18 protein-coding genes are annotated in these 22,420 nt (G+C 45.5%); 12 read left to right on the forward strand and 6 right to left on the reverse strand.

Annotation, left to right across the window (positions count from 1 at the left end; translation table 11 throughout):
- Nucleotides 1–205: 205 nt before the first annotated feature.
- Nucleotides 206–463, reverse strand: a complete 258-nt coding sequence (locus Q0668_RS21480; RefSeq protein ID WP_298868415.1) for a hypothetical protein — start codon at nucleotides 461–463, stop codon at nucleotides 206–208.
- 501 nt (nucleotides 464–964) lie between these two features.
- Between Q0668_RS21480 and Q0668_RS21485 the strand changes: the two genes are divergently transcribed.
- From Q0668_RS21485 to ribD, 7 genes are all read left to right on the forward strand, one after another.
- Nucleotides 965–1,981: a polysaccharide deacetylase family protein gene (locus Q0668_RS21485; RefSeq protein WP_298868416.1), complete on the forward strand. Its 1,017-nt coding sequence runs from the start codon at nucleotides 965–967 to the stop codon at nucleotides 1,979–1,981.
- Nucleotides 1,982–2,028: 47 nt separating this feature from the next.
- Nucleotides 2,029–3,099 carry an isochorismatase family protein gene (locus tag Q0668_RS21490; protein ID WP_298868418.1) on the forward strand — a complete coding sequence of 357 codons (1,071 nt, stop codon included), beginning with the start codon at nucleotides 2,029–2,031 and terminating at the stop codon, nucleotides 3,097–3,099.
- A 137-nt stretch (nucleotides 3,100–3,236) separates the two neighbouring features.
- The gene (locus Q0668_RS21495; protein ID WP_298868420.1) at nucleotides 3,237–4,988 is read left to right on the forward strand and encodes an Nramp family divalent metal transporter; all 1,752 of its coding nucleotides are present in this window, start codon (nucleotides 3,237–3,239) and stop codon (nucleotides 4,986–4,988) included.
- Nucleotides 4,989–5,170: 182 nt separating this feature from the next.
- Nucleotides 5,171–6,100 carry a cysteine synthase A gene (gene cysK, locus Q0668_RS21500; protein ID WP_298868422.1) on the forward strand — a complete coding sequence of 310 codons (930 nt, stop codon included), beginning with the start codon at nucleotides 5,171–5,173 and terminating at the stop codon, nucleotides 6,098–6,100.
- Between the two features lie 258 nt (nucleotides 6,101–6,358).
- Nucleotides 6,359–7,504, forward strand: coding sequence for a PLP-dependent aspartate aminotransferase family protein (locus tag Q0668_RS21505; protein ID WP_298868424.1), 1,146 nt, complete (start codon nucleotides 6,359–6,361; stop codon nucleotides 7,502–7,504).
- Nucleotides 7,505–7,774: 270 nt separating this feature from the next.
- Nucleotides 7,775–9,949: an SEC-C metal-binding domain-containing protein gene (locus Q0668_RS21510; protein WP_298868425.1), complete on the forward strand. Its 2,175-nt coding sequence runs from the start codon at nucleotides 7,775–7,777 to the stop codon at nucleotides 9,947–9,949.
- A gap of 128 nt (nucleotides 9,950–10,077) precedes the next feature.
- Nucleotides 10,078–11,178 (forward strand): bifunctional diaminohydroxyphosphoribosylaminopyrimidine deaminase/5-amino-6-(5-phosphoribosylamino)uracil reductase RibD, encoded by a 1,101-nt coding sequence (gene ribD, locus Q0668_RS21515; RefSeq protein WP_298868427.1) that lies wholly within the window; start codon nucleotides 10,078–10,080, stop codon nucleotides 11,176–11,178.
- 20 nt (nucleotides 11,179–11,198) lie between these two features.
- On the opposite strand, the gene Q0668_RS21520 is transcribed toward ribD, so the two are convergent.
- A complete protein-coding gene (locus Q0668_RS21520) occupies nucleotides 11,199–11,693 on the reverse strand; it encodes a hypothetical protein (RefSeq protein ID WP_298868430.1) in 495 nt (164 codons plus the stop codon).
- A gap of 129 nt (nucleotides 11,694–11,822) precedes the next feature.
- Complete coding sequence (gene thrC / locus Q0668_RS21525; RefSeq protein WP_366918972.1) at nucleotides 11,823–13,226, reverse strand: threonine synthase; 1,404 nt, start codon at nucleotides 13,224–13,226, stop codon at nucleotides 11,823–11,825.
- A 275-nt stretch (nucleotides 13,227–13,501) separates the two neighbouring features.
- Between thrC and Q0668_RS21530 the strand changes: the two genes are divergently transcribed.
- On the forward strand, nucleotides 13,502–14,692 hold the full coding sequence (locus Q0668_RS21530) for a M24 family metallopeptidase (RefSeq protein ID WP_298868434.1): 1,191 nt from the start codon (nucleotides 13,502–13,504) through the stop codon (nucleotides 14,690–14,692).
- A gap of 20 nt (nucleotides 14,693–14,712) precedes the next feature.
- Here the strand turns inward: Q0668_RS21530 and Q0668_RS21535 are convergent, their stop codons facing one another.
- Nucleotides 14,713–14,892 carry a hypothetical protein gene (locus Q0668_RS21535; RefSeq protein WP_298868435.1) on the reverse strand — a complete coding sequence of 60 codons (180 nt, stop codon included), beginning with the start codon at nucleotides 14,890–14,892 and terminating at the stop codon, nucleotides 14,713–14,715.
- Between the two features lie 338 nt (nucleotides 14,893–15,230).
- Nucleotides 15,231–16,373: an HlyD family efflux transporter periplasmic adaptor subunit gene (locus tag Q0668_RS21540; protein ID WP_298868437.1), complete on the reverse strand. Its 1,143-nt coding sequence runs from the start codon at nucleotides 16,371–16,373 to the stop codon at nucleotides 15,231–15,233.
- Between the two features lie 429 nt (nucleotides 16,374–16,802).
- Here Q0668_RS21540 and Q0668_RS21545 point away from each other — a divergent pair, with 429 nt between their 5' ends.
- From Q0668_RS21545 to Q0668_RS21560, 4 genes are all read left to right on the forward strand, one after another.
- Nucleotides 16,803–17,510 carry an orotidine 5'-phosphate decarboxylase / HUMPS family protein gene (locus tag Q0668_RS21545; RefSeq protein WP_298868439.1) on the forward strand — a complete coding sequence of 236 codons (708 nt, stop codon included), beginning with the start codon at nucleotides 16,803–16,805 and terminating at the stop codon, nucleotides 17,508–17,510.
- Between the two features lie 11 nt (nucleotides 17,511–17,521).
- A complete protein-coding gene (locus Q0668_RS21550; protein ID WP_366918973.1) occupies nucleotides 17,522–18,547 on the forward strand; it encodes a zinc-binding dehydrogenase in 1,026 nt (341 codons plus the stop codon).
- Between the two features lie 90 nt (nucleotides 18,548–18,637).
- Complete coding sequence (locus Q0668_RS21555; RefSeq protein WP_298868444.1) at nucleotides 18,638–19,519, forward strand: sugar phosphate isomerase/epimerase family protein; 882 nt, start codon at nucleotides 18,638–18,640, stop codon at nucleotides 19,517–19,519.
- A gap of 251 nt (nucleotides 19,520–19,770) precedes the next feature.
- Nucleotides 19,771–21,201: a HEAT repeat domain-containing protein gene (locus tag Q0668_RS21560; RefSeq protein WP_298868446.1), complete on the forward strand. Its 1,431-nt coding sequence runs from the start codon at nucleotides 19,771–19,773 to the stop codon at nucleotides 21,199–21,201.
- Nucleotides 21,202–21,248: 47 nt separating this feature from the next.
- Here Q0668_RS21560 and Q0668_RS21565 read toward each other — a convergent pair.
- The coding region (locus tag Q0668_RS21565; RefSeq protein ID WP_298868448.1) for a gamma-glutamyltransferase family protein at nucleotides 21,249–22,420 on the reverse strand (1,172 nt) is incomplete at its 5' end.

The raw sequence follows: 22,420 nt of genomic DNA on the forward strand, positions 1-22,420 counted from the left end.
GGTCTTAGAACTGGATTACATAATAGCAAGTATGCCATTCATTTGGATGGAAGCGTTCTTTACTCGAACAGAGAGACTCTACGATTGATTACGCCCGTTTCAAATGAGACGTTCAACCGTTCTGTTGATACTGTTTTCAACATTTTTTCGTGTCGAGAAAACCCTTTGTTGCTAAACGTCGAAATTCTAAAAGAAAATTGTCGAGTTATAACGCTTCTTTCTTTTTCTGGCTCGTCCAGAAATCTTTTGCATCAACGATCACATTACTTCCAAATTTAAAGTGTGGGATTCCTGTCTCTTTTAATAGTTCCTTGAAGTTTTTTTCTGTCATTCCAAAAAGCTGAGCCCAAACCTTGCTACTAAATTTTCCAGTTTGTGGAAATGCACCCGGTGATCGTGCAAGGTTGGCAACAAGGTCAAATGCAAATTTATCCGACTCGATGTATTTGTTTGATTCCGTCATGAGATCAAACCCTACCAGATTTTTTACGTCGTCGTTTTTCCAACCCCGATAAGAAGTGCGTACCTTTTACGCAGTCCAATTATCATTCTGTTAAATAGAAGGGTCGACTCTATTGGAGATTGAATTCTCCGATGATAAATAGAATCGGAAAGAAACAACGCGATAAAAAATTCAGCGACACCTACAGCGGTCACTACGCGGCTGCCTCCTGGCAGATATGGAATCGTGGTAACACCACTCCAAAACAACAAGCGAATTCTAGCACAGGACACTGAACAAAGCAATATACAAAATTGTTTTTTCCTTGATAAAAATGAATCCAAAGTAAGGAGTAAAAGCCTTCGTTTGCAAGGAATATTAACATTAAAAATGTATTTGATCTTTGCGTGCAGGGAAACAAGGTGAATCATTCACTCACTTAGATATAATCAGAGGAAATTGCGATTTTCATAAACGACTCGTACGATTCCATTCACATACACACATTGAAGAAACATGCTGATGACCGAACTTTATTCTGCTTTCACTCGTCGCTCATTCATGAGTATTTTAACAGCTTCCGCTTTGGGAATACGAACACCTATTGCACGTTCTGCAGAGACGTCCACTCGAAAAAAAGCACAAATCGCTATCACATTTGATTTGGAAATGAGTCGTCAATATCCCAAAAGAAATATTCTCGAGTGGGATTTTCAAAAGGGAAATTTGAATTCGGAAACGAAAGCTTACTCACTAAAATCTGCTGAGGTTGCAAGTGAATCAGGAGGCCAGATTCATTTTTTTTGTGTGGGGCGTGTTCTGGAACAAAAAGATGTAGGTTGGCTTAAAAAGATTTCTGAAATGGGACACCCTATCGGCAATCACACATATGACCACGTCAATGTCTGGGCTACAAAACCGCAACAAACACAATTTCGTTTTCAACGTTCTCCCTGGCTTCTGGGCGGTAAAACTGCAGAGCAAGTCATTCGTCAAAACATTCGCTTGACTACCGATGCCATGAAACAGCGACTGGGGATAGAGCCTGATGGGTTTCGAACGCCGGGTGGCTCGAATAGCGCGCTTAACAAACGTGAAGATTTGCAAAAGATGTTGTTGGCTGAAGGCTTCGAATGGGTGAGTTCCGGGTATCCGCAACACAAATACAGTAAACCCAAGGAAGAACCCAGAAAAGAGATTTATCAATCCATATTACAGGCTCAACAAAGGGCTCAACCATATGTCTATCCCACAGGGTTGATTGAAATTCCCATGAGCCCGATCAGTGATGTCGGCGCCTTTCGTTCCAGTTACTGGAAGTTAAAATACTTTCTCAAATCTGTTGAACTCTGCGTTCAGCAGGCGATAGAGCAGGGAGGGGTTTTTGATTTTCTCTGTCACCCCTCGATCATGTATGTGGAAGACCCGAATTTTGAAACGATCAAACTTATCTGTGATCTTGTGAATCAAGCGGGGAATCGGGCAGAAATTGTTGGCTTAAGTGACATTGCAAAACGTGTCTCCGCAAAGAAAAATTAGTCCTCTATTCAATTCATACTTCAATAAATCAAGGAGCGATCGGAAAGATGAAAGGCTCATATTTTTTAATAGGTAGCTTAGTTTTTGTTTGTCTGATGCTGGGGCAGGCGCGCTTCGGTATGGCTGGTGAAGAAACACGCATTTATCAAAACACGCTGAAACCGATTCACCACCCCAAGCCTTTACTGGCAGATCATCCGGAATTTATTCAGCCCATTATCGAACTCCGCCGCTTTGAAGCTCCCCTATTAGTTGACGACGATCAGGCGGATCTCAGTGTGAGAACCTGGAGGTTTTCCTACAATGCGCGAGGCATTATTGAATTGCCCAACAAAATTCGCGCTGACAAAACCGCTGTGATCATGGTGCATCCCTGGGGTATCGATGATGGTCAAGGCTGGAAAACTCCTGAACCGGCGGGTGTCGCAGATTTCTGCACTCCTGAAAAAAATCATTTGGCGGGGCGGCATACTCGGGAAGTGATCGACCCCTTTCTCAAAAGAATGAGAAAAAACAAAGCGATGGTGATGTACAGTTTGATTGGTGACGTTGATCCCATTAGAAAAAAACTGTATCGAACGTTTGATACCAATCCTTCCAAAGCCGAACGAGAACAGGCGCAAAAAAATCTGACAAAGCAATTGAAGAGTCTGTCCTATAAGGGAGAGCCTTTACCAACCCAACTCTCTCTTTCGAAAGAACATCCTGTCATTGATTATTTTAAACAATTCTCGGGGCTCAATGCCGGTGATCGATTCAATGGAAAAGGATTCTGGAAGGTTCCTGTCCCTGTCACAAGTGACGTAACGGTTCATCATAATGATGTTTTGATCTTTGACCGAGAAGGCTATGGTCCACTCAAATTGTTTTTGAAAAAACAAGGCATTCGCCATATTTTACTCACGGGGTATGCAACAGATATGTGCTTTTGCAAAACCACAGCCGGTTACGAGAACCTTTCTCGCGATTTCAATGTATTTCTTGTTGGTGATGCAACATTAGCAACTTTTCCTGCGAATTCGTCACCCAAATATGCAACGAACGCGCATATTTCTTTTGCTTCTTTAAATCATTTGATTACTCAGGTTTCATGGATCAAGAAAATCCAATCTGACTGAAGTGTTGATAAATGACCTACGGAAAGCAATTTTGTGTGCCCTGGTGATCTTGACCTGGATTGAGTGGCGGGCGAGAAACTTTCAGTTTAGAATGAACGCTCTCTGAAATCTGCTCGCCGTTCATGAAAGACTTTTCCATGTCAGATCAAAGCAATCCTGATCTCGAAGAAGAATTGGTACCTGACGAGATCATTCCGCATCAATCATTGCCTCCGCTGAAATATAAAGATATGCCGCCGGCAATCTCCTGGAGAAAAATGATTGGCCCCAGCATTATGTTGGCAGGACTTTCGCTTGGTTCTGGGGAATTTGTGCTCTGGCCTTACATCACTTATAAAACCGGTTTCATCTTCTTCTGGGCCTGTCTGCTGGGTGTAATCACACAGTTTTTTATGAACATGGAAATCGAGCGTTGGACCCTGGCTACAGGAGAGAGCGCGATTACCGGTTTTTGTCGCCTGAATAAAAACTGGGCATGGGTGATGTTGCTGTTGAATATCATTCCCTGGGCATGGCCGGGCTGGGCAACTGGTGCGGGCACCATGCTGAGTTGGACATTTTTTGGGCCGGAGACGATTGCCAGCGTTCAAGTTGAACCTATGGCTGCTCAATTTTCACTGGAGGGGCTTCCTGAAAACGTTTCCTACTCAACAGAGACAGACACTTTAAAGTGGCGCGGCCCGATGGATGAATCGGAGCGTGACACTTTGAGTAGCGTATTCGCTCGTAATCAAAGCCTGGATCAATCCGGAGAATTGTTCAACAACATTAATCAGGGGAAGGATCTGCAATACGAGGCAAAGTACAGTTCGTTTTTGGGAATTGCCGGCTTGCTGTTAGTGGGAATCGTTTTGACAACCGGTCCGGTGGTCTATAACACCGTTGAAAAAATTCAAATTTTCCTGGTCGGCATGATTTTCCTCATCGCCGTGATTCTGGGAATCTATCTTATCGAACCTTACGCTATCACATCCATGATTCAGGGGAGCGTTAGTATAGGAAAGATGCCTGATGAAACCAGTGGATTGACTACCATGGCGCTTCTGGGAGCGCTGGCGTTTGCCGGTGCGGGTGGAACAATGAATCTTGGCCAAAGTAACTTCATCAAGGATAAGGGTTACGGCATGGGCAAGTATATTGGACGAATTACCAGTCCGATTACCGGACAAGAGGAAGCGGTCAGTGAAGTTGGTTATCATTTCAAACATACTGATGAAAACCAAAAACGCTGGCAACAATGGTGGCGGGCTGCGAATATCGAACACTTCTTCAGTTTTTTCCTGACCTGTCTCGCCTGTCTGGTTTTATTGTCACTCATATCTTATTCCCTGTTTTATGATGCCAACGGGCAACTCAAAGAGGGCGTAGCTCAGTTTGGTTCTGGACTTAATTTTATCTGGGGTCAAGCGACTCTGCTTGAAGACAAACTCGGCGGAACTTTTAAGTTGCTCTTTCTACTGATGGGGGCTGCTATTCTTCTCACAACCGAACTGGGAGTTCTCGACGTCACCGCGCGCATCTCTGCCGATATTCTGAAAGTGAATTATTTGAGAGATAATGAGCGCTGGTCATTGAGCAAACTTTATTATACTTTCCTCTGGAGCGAAATTCTGCTGGGTTCTGCCATTCTGATGTATGGATCGATTAACCCTCTGTTTAAGCAGCCTTTGTTTTTAATAGAGACATCAGCGGCCATGAATGGTGGTGTGATGTTTCTGTACTCGATGATCCTGCTGTATATGAACTCAAAAATTCTCAGTCGCAGTATCAGCACCAACCCTCTGAGATTTGTGGCGATGGTCTGGGCGGCTGCTTTCTTTGGTTATTTCAGCATCCAGGCCTTTCAAGTACAAATCATTCCTTATTTTCAATCTATTTTGACAGGATGACGCTTTAAGATCAGCTAATAATGGGATTGCCACTTTTTCAGAGATTTTACATAATACTGGCGATCTGTCGAGGACTGCTGAATTTGAGTCTTTTGACTGCTTTTACCACATTGCAAATTAATTCGATCTCCGGTTCGTTTTGATACTCCCTCTAAAAGCTAATGTCATTGAAAGAAAAAGAAATGCCCATTTATAAAGACAATTCTGAAACAATCGGTCAGACTCCACTGGTTAAAGTCAACCATTTAACGCAAGGCCTCAAGGCAACTGTACTTGCAAAAATTGAAGGGCGTAATCCCGCATACAGTGTGAAGTGCCGCATTGGTGCGAATATGATTTGGGACGCTGAAAAAAGTGGGACATTAAAACCCGGAATGCAAGTAGTTGAACCCACTAGTGGTAATACAGGAATTGCACTCGCCTTTGTTTGTGCTGCTCGCGGATACAAATTGACGCTTACAATGCCAGACTCCATGTCAGTAGAACGTCGCTTGATGCTGAAAGGCTTCGGTGCCAATCTGGTACTGACTCCTGGTGCCGATGGCATGAAAGGCGCGATCCAAAAAGCAGAAGAGTTATCTGGCAGTCCTGAATTTTTCATGCCTCAGCAATTTAATAATCCTGCCAATCCCGAGATTCACTTTAAGACGACGGGGCCGGAAATTTTTAATGATACAGATGGAAAGGTAGATTACTTTGTGTCTGGCGTGGGTACAGGTGGAACGATTACCGGGGTCACACGATATCTGAAACAAGAAAAAGGGCTCAATGTAAAATCCATTGCTGTGGAGCCAACAAGCAGTCCCGTTCTTTCTGGAGGAGAACCTGGGAAACACAAAATTCAGGGAATCGGAGCCGGGTTCATTCCTGGAAACTGTGACACCTCTCTGATTGATGAAGTCGTTCAGGTTACTGATGATGAAGCGTTTGAGATGGCAGAAAAAGTTGCCTGTCAGGAAGGAATTACCTGTGGGATCAGCTGTGGCGCCGCCATGCATGCCGCCTTGGAAATTGCCAAACGTCCCGAAGCAGAGGGAAAAACGATTGTTGTTATACTTCCCGACTCAGGGGAACGTTATTTGTCAACTGCGTTGTTTGACGGGGCACGTTGATCGGACCTGAACGTTACAAGTCATTACCAAATCATGGCTTCTGGAAACCACATTAACAAAGGTGTCAATCACTCACGCCTTTGATATGAGTTCTCCCGGTAGAACAGTAGCCAGCAGCAGACTGTGACTGTATTCTTCACTAGAACGAATAGAGAGTAGAACCTCTCATCCTGTATTGTGTCTCTTGAAAAACAAGGACCTCTTGAGGCTTACACCGAGTCTCTCTCGAATAAATCACGAATTATTGGACCGTTTACCATGCGTTTTGAAACAAAGTGCGTTCATACTGGAGTTGACAAAGACAGTACGTTTAACAGCTGTACGACTCCGATCTATACAACTTCGACTTTCTACTGGGACAGCCTGGAAAGTCATAAGGGATTCGATTACACACGGAGCGGGAATCCAACACGAAGTGCAATGGAAGAGAACATTGCGGCATTGGAGGGTGGTGTTTCCTGCCGTGCAACGACAACCGGGATGGCTGCCATAACTCTGGTAATGCATCTATTCAAACCCGGCGATCACATTATTGCTGGCGATGACATTTATGGTGGGACGTATCGTTTGTTTGCAGATGTATTTACAAAATGGGGAATCAAATTTTCCTTTGTAAAAATGGGAGACATTGAAACCGTTCGGTCTGCCCTTACACCTGAAACAAAAGCTATCTGGATTGAAACTCCCAGTAATCCTCTGCTAAATCTGGTTGATATCCCGGCTGTCACCAAAATCGCTTCTGAAGCAGGCTCCGAAATTATCACGATTGCCGACAACACATTTTGCTCTCCCTATCTTCAGAGGCCGATAGAATTTGGCGTTGACATCGTATTACATTCGACGACAAAATATTTAAACGGCCACTCGGACGTTGTTGGTGGATGTGTCGTTTCACGAACTGAAGAATTGGCCGAACAAGTCGCTTATATATCGAATGCGTTGGGATTAGGGTGCTCTCCCTTTGATGCCTGGCTTGTATTGCGTGGTATTAAAACTCTGGCACCACGCATGGAAGCACATCAACGCGGTGCAATGGCTCTGGCACAAATGCTGGAGGCTCACCCTAAAGTAGAACGTGTTTATTATCCCGGTCTGGAATCACATCCCGACCATGAACTGGCAAAGCGTCAGCAAGATGGTTTTGGTGGGATGCTGAGTTTTGATGTGAAAGAGGGACGTGCCGCTGCAGAAAAAGTCATGCTGAATACCAAACTGTTCCTGCTGGCAGAATCTCTGGGTGGAGTAGAGTCTTTGATAGAATACCCGGAAAGCATGAGCCATGCTTCAATGACGCTGGAAGCCCGTCGCGCAGCCGGGATCACAGAAAAAACAGTCCGAGTTTCAGTTGGAATCGAGAGTCCTGAGGATCTGGTCGCCGACATGCAACAAGCATTAGACAGCTAATCAAAAGACCGTTTTGTAACCCCTTGCAGGCAAAATAGAAACAATTTGAAGTCTCTTTTTTTGATACAATCAGGGGGAGTAAGCAATTTCTCAGAGAACGAAGCACTGCGCGCGTGCAATATGGCGTTCTTTTATGATAAGATATTTTTTTGGATTTCAGGCCCGTACCTATAGACGTGACTCTACTTCAATCCTGTACGACAACACTGTTTTCATATCGAGCTACAAGTCCACACATACAACCTCCTGAAAACAAAGAAGGCTGAGGTTATGAGTATCGATTCTTACGATCCTTGCCCCTGCAATAGCGGAAAGAAATACAAATTTTGCTGTCATTCCATTGGCGATGAAATCAGTAAAATTTCACATCTTCATGAAACGCATCAGACTGCTACTGCGTTGCAATTATTGGATCGGCTCAAGAACAATCACCCGGAACAACCTCTGAGCTACATTACAGAGGCTCAGATCTTAATGGCAGAAAGACGGTTTGCAGATGCCCTCCAGCCTCTTGAACAATGTCTGGAGCACGATCCTGATCATCCAGCCGCCCATTCTTTGTTAGCCACTTCGACATTTCTTGCGCAAGGCTATAAGAAAGCGCAAAAAACGATTTATACTGCCTTCCAAAAATGTGCCGCCATCGATGTCAGTCTGGCAACACCTCTGGCCATCAGCATTGCGATTGCCCTGCAAATGCGTGGTTACTATCTGGCGGCACGTGAACATTTCGCATTGGCAATGCGGGTTGCATCTCAGGAGTATCAACAAAACTTATTCATGAACCTCCTGGAATTTGATGGCGATGATCAAATTCCTTACCAGTTCCGTGGTGTGCACGTTCTGGAACGTTGCTCCATCGATGATTCCGAACAACAGGCAACGTTTGAAAAAGCGCAACGTCTTGCCAACTTGGGCTGTTATCGTTTGGCCGCAGGTTTGTTCAAACAACTGGCGGAAGCAACCGGACAGGTTACTTTATGGAAAAACGCTGCATTTTGTTATGCGTGGGCAACTGACGAGATCCAATCGGCTGATTTATTTCATCAAGCCGCAAAAATCGAAACTGATTTTGCAGCAGCGGTCGAGCTGGAGACACTGGGGCAACTGCTCGATTTGAATAACACCGGTGAAGTCGTTAATTCTGTAGAAACCGTTTATGAAGTCGAATCGCTTTCGAAATTCCTGACATTACTGGAAAATCATGCGCAGATGATGCGCGGAAATGTTCCACCCGAGCAAGAACAAGATCCGGAGGAGAGCGCACCGACCGCCTATTTTCAAATTGTAAATACTCCCGTTGATATTGAGTCAAAAGGAGATGAGATTACTCTTGAGAATGTATCTGTCGTGATTGGCGATATCGATGTCTTTGATGCTGACAGGCAACTGGAGCAACCGGCAATCGTCCGGCTCTATGCTTATGAAGGTGACCAACATACATCAGCAGAAAAAGTGTTTGACGAAGCTCTGGGCGATCAAGGAAAAAAAGAATGTGGCTTGAAGGTATTGGATCGAGACAACGATGAGCCGAGCAATCCATTATCTTCAATCCCCACCGAACAATGGCCTCTTTTTTTCCGCTGGAGTTTTCCACAAAAAATGCCCATTATTAAACGTCGAGAACTGGAGGCTCAGAAATGGAACGAGCTGCTTTCCAACACGTGGGCAAACATACCATTAGCGGGGCTGAGTGAAAAAACACCTCAGGAAGCTGCCAGCGATGACGACATGAAAGTTGCATTAACGGCTGCCGCGTATGTACTTGATGCCCAATCTCTGGCGTTAGGTCATTTCCTGCGCTTCGATGAGCTCGATCCGAACCTCAACATATCAGAGATCCCTCATCTTGAAATCGATGAATCGTCGCATTTCAATACCTGCTCTTCTATGACTCAAAACAGAATCCCGGTTAAAGAACTTAGCAATGCACAGCTAATGTATATTTTCAACCGAGCCTTACTCATCCGCCATCCACGATTTTTGTATGATGTTTTGATCGTAATTCTGGATCGTGATGAATGTAAAAAAGAAGTTGATCTGGATCGTGTTTATTCAACGTTGACTGAAATCTGCCATAAACGCAACCAGCGAGCAGAAACGCTCTCATGGATCCATCAAGGACAGGAAAACGCCCGGACAAAATCAGAGAATGCCTTTGAGAGTGAACTGCAATGGAAAATGCGAGAACTTTCATTCCGTTTAGAAGACACAACCGATCCTGAGCTTTTAGGTTTTATGAAACAAATCTGGGATCAATACGGTAAAAAGACTCCACAAATAAAAGAATATCTCAAAGCATTTGCAGAGGCATTCGAACTGGATGTTCCCTGGATGAAAGAGTCAGCCTTTCTGGATCCAGAAGGTATTTGGGCTCCGGGAGAAAATGCACCAGATTCTTCCTCAGATTCTGAGAAAAAGCTCTGGTTACCGGGTCAGTCTTAATTAGAAAAAGATCACTCTGTTTTGAACGCGCACGATTTTAAAAACGCTGTTCGTTCAAAAACTCAATGTGCAGGAAAGCAAATCAGTCAGTGGATACCATGAGGCAGTTTTCCAGTCCCGAAGACGTGATGCAACGTGCCCTCGAGTTGGCCAAACTGGGTAGGGGATATGTGGAACCGAATCCTGCCGTCGGCTCGGTCATCGTTGATGAAAATCTGCGACTGATAGGGGAAGGGTACCATCAACAATATGGGGGCCCTCATGCTGAAATCCATGCTTTAAATATGGCCGGAAGTAATGCAAAACACGCGACGATTTACGTCACTCTGGAACCATGCTGCCATCATGGAAAAACGGGGCCTTGCTCTCAAGCCTTAATTCAGGCTGGCATCAAAAAAGCCGTCATCGCTATGCGAGACCCTGCACCACATGTTGCAGGTGGTGGAATTACAGAATTACAAAAGGCGGGAGTTGAGGTCGAAGTAGGGCTTTTGGAATCTGCCGCACAAAAACTGGTGCGTCCCTTTATCAAACGCGTAACGAAAGAACTACCCTGGGTACACGCAAAGTGGGCGATGACCCTTGATGGGAAAATTGCAACAGGAGGCGGTCATTCTCAATGGATTTCAAATGAACGTTCCCGGGAAATCGTACATCGTCTTCGCGGTTGCATGGATGCTATCATGATCGGTCACCAGACGGCAAAAAAAGATAATCCGCTACTCACTGTTCGACCCGCGGGAGCAAGAACGCCCGCACGAATTATCGTTGACTCACAGGCAACGCTCTCTTGTCAATCCAACCTGGTACAATCTATCAGCGATGCCCCCGTGATTGTGATCGCACATGAATCGGCTCCCCCCGAAAATATCAGACCACTTGAAAAGGCGGGTGTCGAAGTCTTGTTGATTCAAAGTTCCTCGCGAACCAACAGCAGGCAACTTGATCTTCATCAATGTCTACTGGAACTGGGCCGAAAGGAAATGACAAATATCCTGATCGAAGGTGGTGGTAGCTTGCTGGGCTCTTGCTTTGATGAGAAGCTCATCGATGAAGTTCACGTATTCATTGCCCCTAAGTTGGTGGGAGGCAAAGCGGCGATCACTCCAATCGCTGGAGAAGGGCTGGAAAAGATACCACACATTCAAAACATCTCTGATTATCAGGTCCAAATTCTGGATTCAGACATTTATGTACAAGGCCTGATTGATTATCAGATGTCGTTTTAGCCGAAGAGAGTTTGGCGTCCTCAATGCATGGAGCGCGAAAGCGTGTCCAGCAATGTTCGTAATTCAGGACGCTGTCTGATGACACCGATCAGAGCATATTTGCTCAAGTTACTTCCATACATTTGGCGATTGAGTGTCGGGCGGACTTCCTGTTTGAAATAACGGTCCTGACGTAGACGAATGGCTGCATAGCTGGCTGCCATCGCCACCAGGGCGAGACCAAGATCCAGATACCAGCCGTCCCAGCCCCATCCAAGTTTTGTGTGGATCATTACGCAAACCCAGAACCAGATTAGTGTCGCGATCCAAATGGGACGAGCGACTAATGAACTGAGTCTCTCATTGGCATGGACCAAATGCCCGTAAAAATCAGGGCTTGCTATTTCATCCAGTGGACGCTCTTTTTGGAAATTTTCACAAACCAATTCACCTTGATTCCGTGAAACAATCACCGACTCTCCTTCATCAGGAAGAAAATCGGCTAGATACTCCAATTCCTCAAAGGGTGTACTCATTCCGTGTCCCTTATTTTTTCAAAACTCACCGCGATCACCAACTTCAATTTAACAAATATCAGAACCCAAACAGAGTGGTGTATTGAGTTTTCGTCATTTACAACAGGAAAATATTTACTGCGAAGATTCTCAAAAAGATTGAATCACCTCTATTATTTTATCTAAATCATTCTCAACGACAATAGGCCCGTTTGAAAAAGGTGCATTGTTTACGCCGTGGCTTGTTAATTTTTCATCCATATGTTCATCAGTCGCAGAATGATAGGCGACTGTTGCATTGGGATCTTTCAGTTGGTGTCCGGTCAGAATACAAACAACGCGGTCACTGGAGGCAATCACCCCTTCATTTTTGAGTAACTTCACTCCCGCCACACTGGCTGCACTGGCGGGTTCGCAACCTAGCCCACCTGCTCCCACCTGTGCTTTCGCATCAAGAATCTCCTGATCGTTGACCTCACGTACGACGCCATCACATATATCAAGGGCTCTTAATGATTTAGAAAAATTAACCGGGCGGTTTATTTCAATCGCACTGGCGAGAGTTGAGGCACGTCGGTTTTCTTTATCCATCTGAGAAAAGAAGTCGGCTGAATGAGGGCGATCATAATGACCACCATTCCAGCGCATCCCATGCTGTTCATAAAGTTGATAAAGGGTATTGGCTCCTTGAGCATTGATGATTGCCAGGCGCGGAATCCGATCGATCAGTCCCAGCGATTTGAGTTCCATAAAGGCTTTTCCAAATGCGCTGGAGTTTCCTAGATTTCCTCCGGGAACCACAATCCAATCCGGCACTTCCCAGTTCAGACTTTCCAGAACGCGAAACATAATCGATTTCTGACCCTCCAGCCGAAATGGATTCACACTATTGCACAAGTAGATTCCTTGTTGGTTGCAGACTTCACGAACGCGAGCCAGTGCATCATCAAAGTCTCCTTGAATTTGAATTGTTTTTGCGCCGTAATCGAGTGCCTGAGACAATTTTCCGAACGCAATTTTTCCACTACCGACAAACACAACCACTTGAAATTTTTGTGCCACACTCGAATAAATCGCCAGGGAAGCGCTGGTATTCCCGGTCGACGCACATGCCGCGACTTTCGCGCCAACCATAACAGCATGTGTGGAAGCCGCAGTCATGCCATTATCTTTAAAGCTTCCGGAAGGGTTCAACCCTTCGTATTGCAAATAGAGACCATCGTCATTCAGGCCTGCATAGCGGGCGACTGGCTGTGAGGCTTTGAGCATCGTCTGCCCTTCGCCAATCGTGATGATTTGATGATCTTGAGCGAAGGGTAACAGTTCACGAAACCGCCAGACACCACTGAAATCAATCGGCGTATTCCGATTGCTCCATCGTTTTTCAAATTCGCGTAAGGACTGTGGAACAGGCACTTGATCCCAGCGATAGGAAACGTCCAGTAGCTCGCCACATTTCGGACAGCTTGTTAAGACTTCGTCTAATGAATAGGTTGCCTCACAAGTGGGTGAAATGCATTTCTGGTAAGCAATTTCCGTTGATACAGTGGCAATCGTCGTTTCTCCTCAGTCACACGTAAGTCGTTGTTTATTTGAGTTTGGAATGTGAGATTCCTTAAAACAGGCGTTTATTGTCTAGACAGTAAGTAGCATTCGCAACTGAAACTCTCTTGATTCAAGCGGTTTTTCCGGGAAGAATGCGGTCTGTTCCAGATCTACCCTTATCTGTCTTCTTGAATTTGTGATTCTAAGGCCTTACATTGATTTGTTTAACGACGATTCCTTTTGTTAGTGAAATCCGTTTTCTTGTTTTTTCAGGTATTCCCCGAATGTTCGAACTTATAAAAGTGCAGGCCGCATTGAAACAATTTTCTCTGGATGGCTGGTTGTTCTATGATTTTCGTGGAAACAATGTGCTGGCTAGAAGAATTCTTGATATCTCTGAAGAAACAATGAGTACACGGCGATTTTTTTATTACGTTCCCAGATTCGGACAGCCTGTCAAGCTGGTTCACCGAATTGAATCTGAAGCCCTCGACCATCTTCCCGGCGAAAAAATTGTTTATCTGAAATGGCAGGAACTGGAAGCAGGTGTTGAAACATTACTGCGCGATTCCGAGTCGATTGCGATGGAGTATTCTCCCAGGAATGCCAATCCTTATATCTCTCGCGTTGACGCTGGAACTCTCGAACTGGTTCGTGAATCAGTCGAGGACATCGTGCCCTCGGGGGATCTGGTACAACTTTTCGAAGCGGTATGGGATGCAGAGCAATGGGACTTGCATCAGAAAGCTGGTGTAGAAACTGACAAGGCCTTTGAGATCGCCTGGTCATTTATCGCCACTCAAATTCGAGAGCAGGGGAGGGTTGAAGAAGCAGCCGTTTCAGATGAGATCATGAACCATTTCAATGAAACTGGGTTGACGACTTATCATCCGCCGATTGTTGCACGGGCGGCACACAGTGGCGATCCTCATTACGAAACAGGGACCGGTTCTGAAACTGCAATTCGAGAGGGAGACTTCGTACTCATTGACCTCTGGGCCAAACTGGATGTCCCGCGAGGAGTTTACAGTGATATGACGCGCGTTGGTTTTGCAGGCCTGAATGTTCCTGAATCTTTTACCAAGATTTTTCAGATTGTTGCAGAAGCCCGGGATGCAGCCATCACTCTGGTAGAGGATGCATTTCAATCTGGCACTTCACTTCAAGGCTGGGAAGTCGATCAAGCCTGCAGAGACGTGATCGATCAAGCTGGCTACGGATCTTATTTTGTTCATCGAACGGGGCATAGCATTGGACAGGAAACGCACGGAAATGGTGCCAATATGGACAACCTGGAAACACATGAAGAGCGGCTTGTTTTACCTCAAACCTGTTTCTCGATTGAGCCGGGGATCTATCTTCCTGAGTTTGGAGTGCGCAGCGAAGTGAATGTTTTTGTGGATGAACAGAATCAAGTGCACGTCACTGCTGGAAAGCGCCAGACAGAAATTCTACCCATCTTGAAAGAATATTAAGCCAGACCAAGCCTGTGGAATTATTCCTGATCGATACGAAGCATCTCGTCTAAAATGACAGGGTGCCAACGATCTTCGCGCTGTGACTCGTGAATGTAGTTCCTTCTGGCCCACGTGCGTAGCTGCATTTCTTCGACTGCATCGACGGAAGGTCGCTCTGTCACGTGTGCCGAAAACGGAAGGATAGCTGAAAAAGCCAACGGTCTGCTCCTCAATAAAAACGTTTGAGAATGAAACTCGGCGAACCAGCTTCCTGCAGCCGCACGACTCTGTTTGTTAAAGAACGAGCCTGAAAAAACTCTTCAGAAAGAGAATTCTTCATTAGAATCCCCACAGAAATTGAGCACGTTTTTCAGGTTTCTGGTGATGATGACTCCTGATACGAATCACCAGATTTGTCAGATATTGTATCTGATCTATTCTTATTTCAAGTCGAAATTTGGCAACAAAGATCATTTATGACAGAAGGTCTGGCGTTACCTGAAGTTAGAGTTTCATTACTACATGAGTAATTACTCAGTCTGGACTGCCGATCCGGTTATTTCTTTAGAGAGACGTCAACAGTCGATCCCATAGGCAAGTCGGGCCAGAGACGCCCTGAGGGTTCAAGATAGACCTGGATCACAGTCTCGCGCAGACCTGGTTTTTGAATTGCCTGTTCTGAAATTTTTTGAACGATGCCTGTGCCTTTCTTATTTCCTGAAAAGGCGATTTTGACTTCTGTTCCCTTATTAAACAGATTGATTTTTCGAGAAGGGACTTCCACAATCAGAAATGGATGTTCTTTGTCGAATAGCTCCACAATGGGAGCCCCTTTTCTGACTGGATCTCCGATTTCTTTTTCGAAAATTCCCACCTTTCCATATCCCGTCGCTTTGAGCAGCAAAGCATCTCGTTGTGATTCTATCTGCTTGAGTTCGCTCTTGACTCGATCCAGACGATTCATCATCACTTCGACGCCCATTGCCAACCGGATCTGTTTAGGTAGTTTTTTCTGGATCGCTTTCAGTTCTGTCATTTGTTCTTCACAGAGCTTGACTCGTGCAGAAAACACTTCGGCTGAGTTTCGAGCAGACTCCTGTCTCAACATTGCCGTTATTCTGTTTTCATCTGGGAGGCGACTCTCATAGACCAGCGACCGAAATACTTCTTCACTTGAACCGTTGCTGGAAAGAGAATCATAGTCTTGGAGGAAATCCTGCCATGCCAGATTAGTAATCTGGTGAATGTATTGTTCTTTAAGATATTGAGAAGATTTCAATTTGGCGTTAAAAACTTCTGATTCAATTTCTTTATTTCGCAATGCCAATTCAACTTCTGTTTTCGCCTTCGACTGCTCGAGTTCCGCTTCCAGTGCAATCAATTCCTGTTGCTTTGCTTTCCAGTTTTGATCGAGGGAATGGTCAAAGAGTGCTACAACGATTTCTCCGCTGGAAACCACCTGCCCCTCTTTAACGTAGATCTCCTGAATGACCGCGTTATTTTTTGCAGTAATGATGGTTTTTGGTGCCTGCAACGAGCCAACATAGGTCTCTACACGAATGCTCCTCACCCATTGAGCACAACCGATCCCGCCAACCAAAGCGGCAACCAAAATGATCAATGCCCGAACCCCCAATGAAGATTGGCGCTCGTGTAATTTATTTTGAACTTGATCATCATCCATTAATTCAGAAGGCATTTCTGGCTGTCCTACAATCATCCCGCTTCATTCAGTCGTCTCATTTGCGCGGCACAGCACGCTCTATAACGAATCGGATTCTGAAGGACCAGAATTTACCTCAAAACCGTCAAATTCCACACCACCGCTTACTTTGCTGGCAAACTTTAACGCCTACGAAGACTACGACTAAACCATCCGCTGCTGAAACCCAAGAAACGTATACATAACCACACTTTTTACAGTGGCAAGCAAAGCAAAGTGAAATCGATCAATCCAGAGAGTTGACTTACTTCAATGGTGAATAAAGACCCTGTATACACGACGCCATCAGTTCCTTGTAGATTCGCAATTCTCGATTTTTTCCGCTACGATGACCTTATTGCAATTGAATGCCGTTGAATCAAAAAAGACCGATCAAATATCGACCATGAAAGTGAAAAGGGGTTTATGAAACCGATCGTACAAATCTCATTAGATCTGACCAATATCGAGGAAGCTTTGGAAACAGCGGCTATGGCTATGCGGGCGGGCGTTGACTGGCTGGAAGCGGGAACTCCTCTGATTCTCGCAGAAGGTTTAAATTGTGTTCGTGAGCTCCGAAAACAATTTCCGGAAACGCCAATTGTTGCTGATTTAAAAACCATGGATGGTGGTTATCTCGAAGCAGAAATGATGGCAAAAGCAGGCGCAACGCAAGTCGTTGTGATGTCACGTGCACATGTAGAAACGATTCGATGTGTCGTCAAGGCGGGTCAAGACCATGGAGTCGAAGTGATGGGCGATAATCTGGGTGATGATATGGTCTCAGCGGCCAAAAAACTGGAAGACCTGGGCTGTGACTATGTCATCCATCATGTCGGCTATGATGAACGACGAGGCATTGCAGCACGGGGAGAGCGGATGCCGAGCCCATTGGATCAATTAAAAGAAGTGGTCGCAGCCGTGAGTGTACCCGTTCAAGCAGTCGGAGGTCTCTCTCTGGAACAGGCGATTCAGACACCTGAATATGGGGCGCCCCTGGTTGTACTGGGTGCCCCACTTACAATCGATGCCGATTCATTTAAGACTGCCAGCGGAAATCTGGAAGACTCCTTAAGATTGATTTGTGAAAAAGTTCATGCTTACGGCGATGTTCCCATAAGAGGTAAAAAATGAATCCGGTTGATATGACGCAAACAGCAGTGGTGAATTATGCCCCTGAGGCAAAATCTGTCGAGTTACGAGATATTCCGGTTCCCGATATTGGAGCAGATGAGGTACTGCTTGAAGTCTCTGCTGTCGGCGTTTGTGGTAGCGATCTCCATCAATGGACGGCCGACCATAGTTGGCCGGTGAATTATCCGGTTGTACTCGGACATGAATTTGCTGGTACGATTTATAAAACGGGAAGTCTGGTAACAAACTGGTCTGAAGGTAATCGTGTTGTCAGCGAAACAGCGGCGATCATCGATCCTGATAACCCCATGTCACGCGAGGGACGCTACAATCTGGATCCTACGAGGAAAGGGTTTGGGTACGGTGTGAACGGCGCGATGACACGTTTTGTTCGCGTGCCAGCTCGGTGTCTGCACCATGTTCCCGATAGTTTACCTTTAGAAAAAGCGGCTCTTACCGAACCATGCTGTGTCGCTTTTAACGCCGTCGTTATGAATGGCGATATTCAACCGGGAGACCGGATCGTTGTATTTGGCCCGGGGCCCATCGGTTTACTCTGTGCAGCCATGGCCCGCTTACAGGGAGCTGAGGTTGCTGTGGTTGGTCTCGAACGAGACAAAGAGCGTTTAGAAATCGCCAAACGCTTTTATGGTTGTCAACCTGTGATTGATGGCTTAGATGACTGGGCGTTTGAGACAGATGGACTGGGCGTGAACGGAGTTGTGGATGCTGCCGGCGTCTCTATCACATTAAAAAAGTCGCTGGAAATTGTGCGACCGGGTGGTTGGGTCAGTAAAGTTGGCTGGGGGCCTCAACCATTGGGTTTCTCGCTCGATCCTTTAGTGCAAAAGAATATTCGTCTGCAAGGCAGCTTCAGTCATAACTGGCCTATCTGGGAACGTGTGATTCGATTGCTCACAACAGGCCAGTTGAATATCGAACCCATTATCGGTGGTGTCTGGTCTTTGAATGAGTGGCATACTGCTTTCGAAACCATGCATTCCGGTGAAATTGTCAAAGCCGTACTCACTCCGTAAATCTGAACAAGACTCCCACTAATTGCAAATACAGCACAACGCTTTCTAACTGTTGTACCAAACCTCAAACATGATACGTTGGAATATTCCATGCCAAAACTTGCCGCATTTCCCAAAGCCTTTATGGATGATCTATGTCTTTCCGGAGAAATGACCCTTCGCCAATGGATTGATCTGGCTGCCACGCTCGACATTGATGGACTGGAATTTTATGCCGGTTTCCTGGAAATGAAGAACGAAAATTATTGGCCGGAAGCGAAAAAGATGGCCAGCGATCAGGGATTGGAAATACCCATGATGTGTTGTTCTCCGGACTTTACACACCCTGATGAATCTTTTCGAAAGGAGCAAATCGAGCACGAAAAATTCTGGATGGAAATGACGGCAGCGCTGGGTGGGAAATATTGTCGAGTTCTTTCAGGGCAACGGCGACCGGAAGTTTCTCGTGAAGAAGGAATTCAGTATGCGGTTTCTTCGATCGAAGCCTGTCTGCCGCTGGCCGAAAAACTGGGAATCACGCTGACTATTGAAAACCATTACAAAGACAATTACTGGGATTATCCGGAATTTGCACAGATGGCCGATGTCTTCTGCGATCTTGTCTCGCGCATTGACTCCCCTCATTTTGGCGTGAATTATGATCCCAGTAATACGATTCTGGCTGGTGAAGACCCACTGGAACTTCTCGCACGGGTCAAAATTCGCGTCCTCACAATGCATGCCAGCGATCGGTATCTGATTGAAGGAACCATTGAAGATTTGCGAAAAGAAGAAAACAGCCTGGGATATGCCAGTCGACTCAGTCATGGGGTCATTGGAAAAGGGCTGAATGATTACGACACCATTTTTTCCCAACTCAAAGAAGTGGGCTTTAACAGCTGGATCAGTATTGAAGATGGCGTAAACGGGATTGAAGAGCTACAGGAAAGCGTGGGTTTTTTGCGAGCGAAAATGCACCAGTACTGGGGCTAACTCCCTAGATACCTAAAAAATAACAAAACTGGGAACTTAGAGAGTCTATGGGCTGTTGCAACTATGCCGAAACAGAAGTATCCTATATACATCCGGCTTCTGATATGAGTTTGGCATAAGGGCACTATGTCTATTTGACCAGATAGTCTGTTTTTTTACTTGCCCCTGTAACGTATAAATTAAGTATAATCTGTTTCCCTACCAACAGATGTATTTGAATGTCCTCATAAACTCTGCAGATCCGAATTCCCATGCTGGACCTCATTCCCAGAACCAATCCGCTCTTTTTCCTGATGGCTCTTGCTTTCTTTTTTACAGGATGCGGAGGGTCTGGTACTTCCAGTCAACGGCAGTCAAATTCCAATCCTTATGGACCTTCTGCTCGTTCGAATAACACGAATCATAATCGTGCGTCTTCACAACAACAGACGCCAAAGCTGTCACAAAAAAAAGAACAGCCTGCGGTTTCTTCTCCTGTGACACCCAAGGTGATGGCACAAAAGAAACCCGAAGCGGTCAAAACTGATCCTTCTATTCCGGCTAATCCGACCAATATCATCAGCGAGACGAGTAAAAAAACTCTGGATAGCAAAAATCCCGGGGTTGCAATCATTGTACGTGGCATCAGTGGTGATGAACCAGAGGCATTGCCCATTATCCAAAATGAGATACGTGCGACTTTCTCCAAGCCTTCAGCGGGTGATTTAACGAAACAGGAACCGCCCGCGGAATCGAGCCAGGGTGATGTAGAACACTTTGTTTTTAACAAGCAACTGGTTCTTGTGGTTCGTCCTGTACCTAGAGATTTGTTTGCATTTGCTCAGAATCTAAAGTGGGGCAAGGTCAAAGAGATTGATATTCCTAACCGGATCATCACGGTTGACACCCAGCTTACAGAGCTCGCCGCGCTGGAGAAAACGAATTCAACGCCGCCGGCATCTACTGTCAAAGATCCCGTGAAAGCAGACGCAAAAAACAGTAATACAAATCCGAATTCTACAAAACCCGCGATGAAGGAACCGGATAAAAAATCTGGAAATGTGAATCCATTAGCCAATGATCGCGACTTAAAGCCACGTCCTGGCGAGGAGACACTTGACTGGGCTCTCCGCGTCATTGCTGGAACCAGCTCTACTGCACATGATACAGCCTGTAAAAAATTAGTTCGCATGAAGCCGACGAGTGATCAGCTTCAACGAGTCTCTACGGTTCTTGCTACAACACTACCATTGGCCAAAACCGGTTTTCGTATGAAAGAGCACGTGAATGCGATGTCCGTCTGGTATACCGATGATGCAACGATGAATTTTTCAGCATTACTCTCGGAAGAAAAAGATGGACTGGTACGCGAAGAGATCATCAAACTATTACCAAAAATCCGTTCTGAAGTAACTGCCGAGGTCCTCGTTGGTCGTTTATCCCATCGGCGAGATAAGAAAGTTGCTATTATATCACTCAGAATCATGGGGGAGATCGCGGAGAAACCGGTCATCAAATTATTGAATCATCCCGATTCTTCACTGCGGATTGAAGCCTGTAAAATATTACAATCTATTGGTACTCAGGAGGCGGTAGCAGCTCTGCAGAAGTTAGCGGAAACGGAAGAATCCGGAGTCATAAAACAACTGATTTCTGAAACGCAAATTGAGATTAATAAGAAATCAGGTACACCCGAAAAATAATTCGAATTCTTGTCTGAGTTAAACTTGAATCAAGTTTTCGGACTACTTTAATAGCCAGTAGCGGCCCCGTGTTTTCGTGAATCGCTGTGGCCTCGTAAACCATCCGGCTGACGGGAAACAGCTTGCGTCGCAGCTAGACTGGAACTCTTCTTCGCAGCATGCCCGAATGGTTTCAATTTGTCTCCGACCTGTTCGAAAAGATCATTTTCCAACAAAAGATCCTCGGGCATCCATTGATGGTGGATGCGAGGCGATTCGACAGCCTGTTCCGGATGCATACCAAACAGGATCATGTTTAACAAAACCTGAAGCGTGCTGGAAATAATTCGGGGACCGCCTGAAGCGCCTGCTGAAAAAATCGCTTTCCCGTCTTTGAGTGCGATCGTGGGCGACATACTGGAAAGTGGTTTTTTGCCCGGCTCAATTTCATTTGCTTTACTCTGAAGTAAACCGAAAGCATTCGGTTTTCCTGGAATTGCAGCGAAATCATCCATTTCGTTGTTCATTACGATACCATATTTCGGAATGACCACGTAACTGCCAAACGTCAGGTTAATGGTTTCTGTGCAAGCAACAGCATTCCCTCTGGCATCCATCACAGAATAATGACTGGTTCCGCTATCCTTCGGAGGGATATAGCGACCATACTCTTTCAATAATTTTGTTTTTTTCGCATCAATGCGCGCCGCGAGCTGAGTTGCATATTTCTGATCCGTTAATCTCTGGACTGGTACCGGAACAAAATCCATATCTCCGAGATACTCTGCACGGTCTGCAAATGCGTGTTTCATTACTTCTGTCAATAAGTGGATCTGTTGCGGTGAATGATATTTCAGATTTGTAAAGGCAGGCTTCAATTGCTGAGTTTCTAACGCGTGAAGCATATTTAGTGACTCGATGATGGCGATGCCTCCACTGGATGGGGGAGGCATCGTCAAAATTGTATAACCGTTGAATGTAGTAGTCAGAGGTTTGCGAATCACCGGTTGCGTTTCAATCAAATCCTTGTGCGTCAGGATGCCACCATTCTGCTTTCCACAGACAGCAACCATTGCATCGGCGACTGGGCCTTCATAAAATCCTGAGTGTCCATTTTCGGCAATTAATTCCAGCGCTTTCAATTGCGGGCTAAAAAATCGATCATGGTCCTTCCAGGGTTTTCCTTGATTGTGATACTCATCGATCAGAACCTTAAACTGTTCTGCATCCACGTTCCCTT

Source organism: uncultured Gimesia sp. (assembly GCF_937910335.1).
In the GTDB taxonomy this organism is placed as follows: Bacteria; Planctomycetota; Planctomycetia; order Planctomycetales; family Planctomycetaceae; genus Gimesia.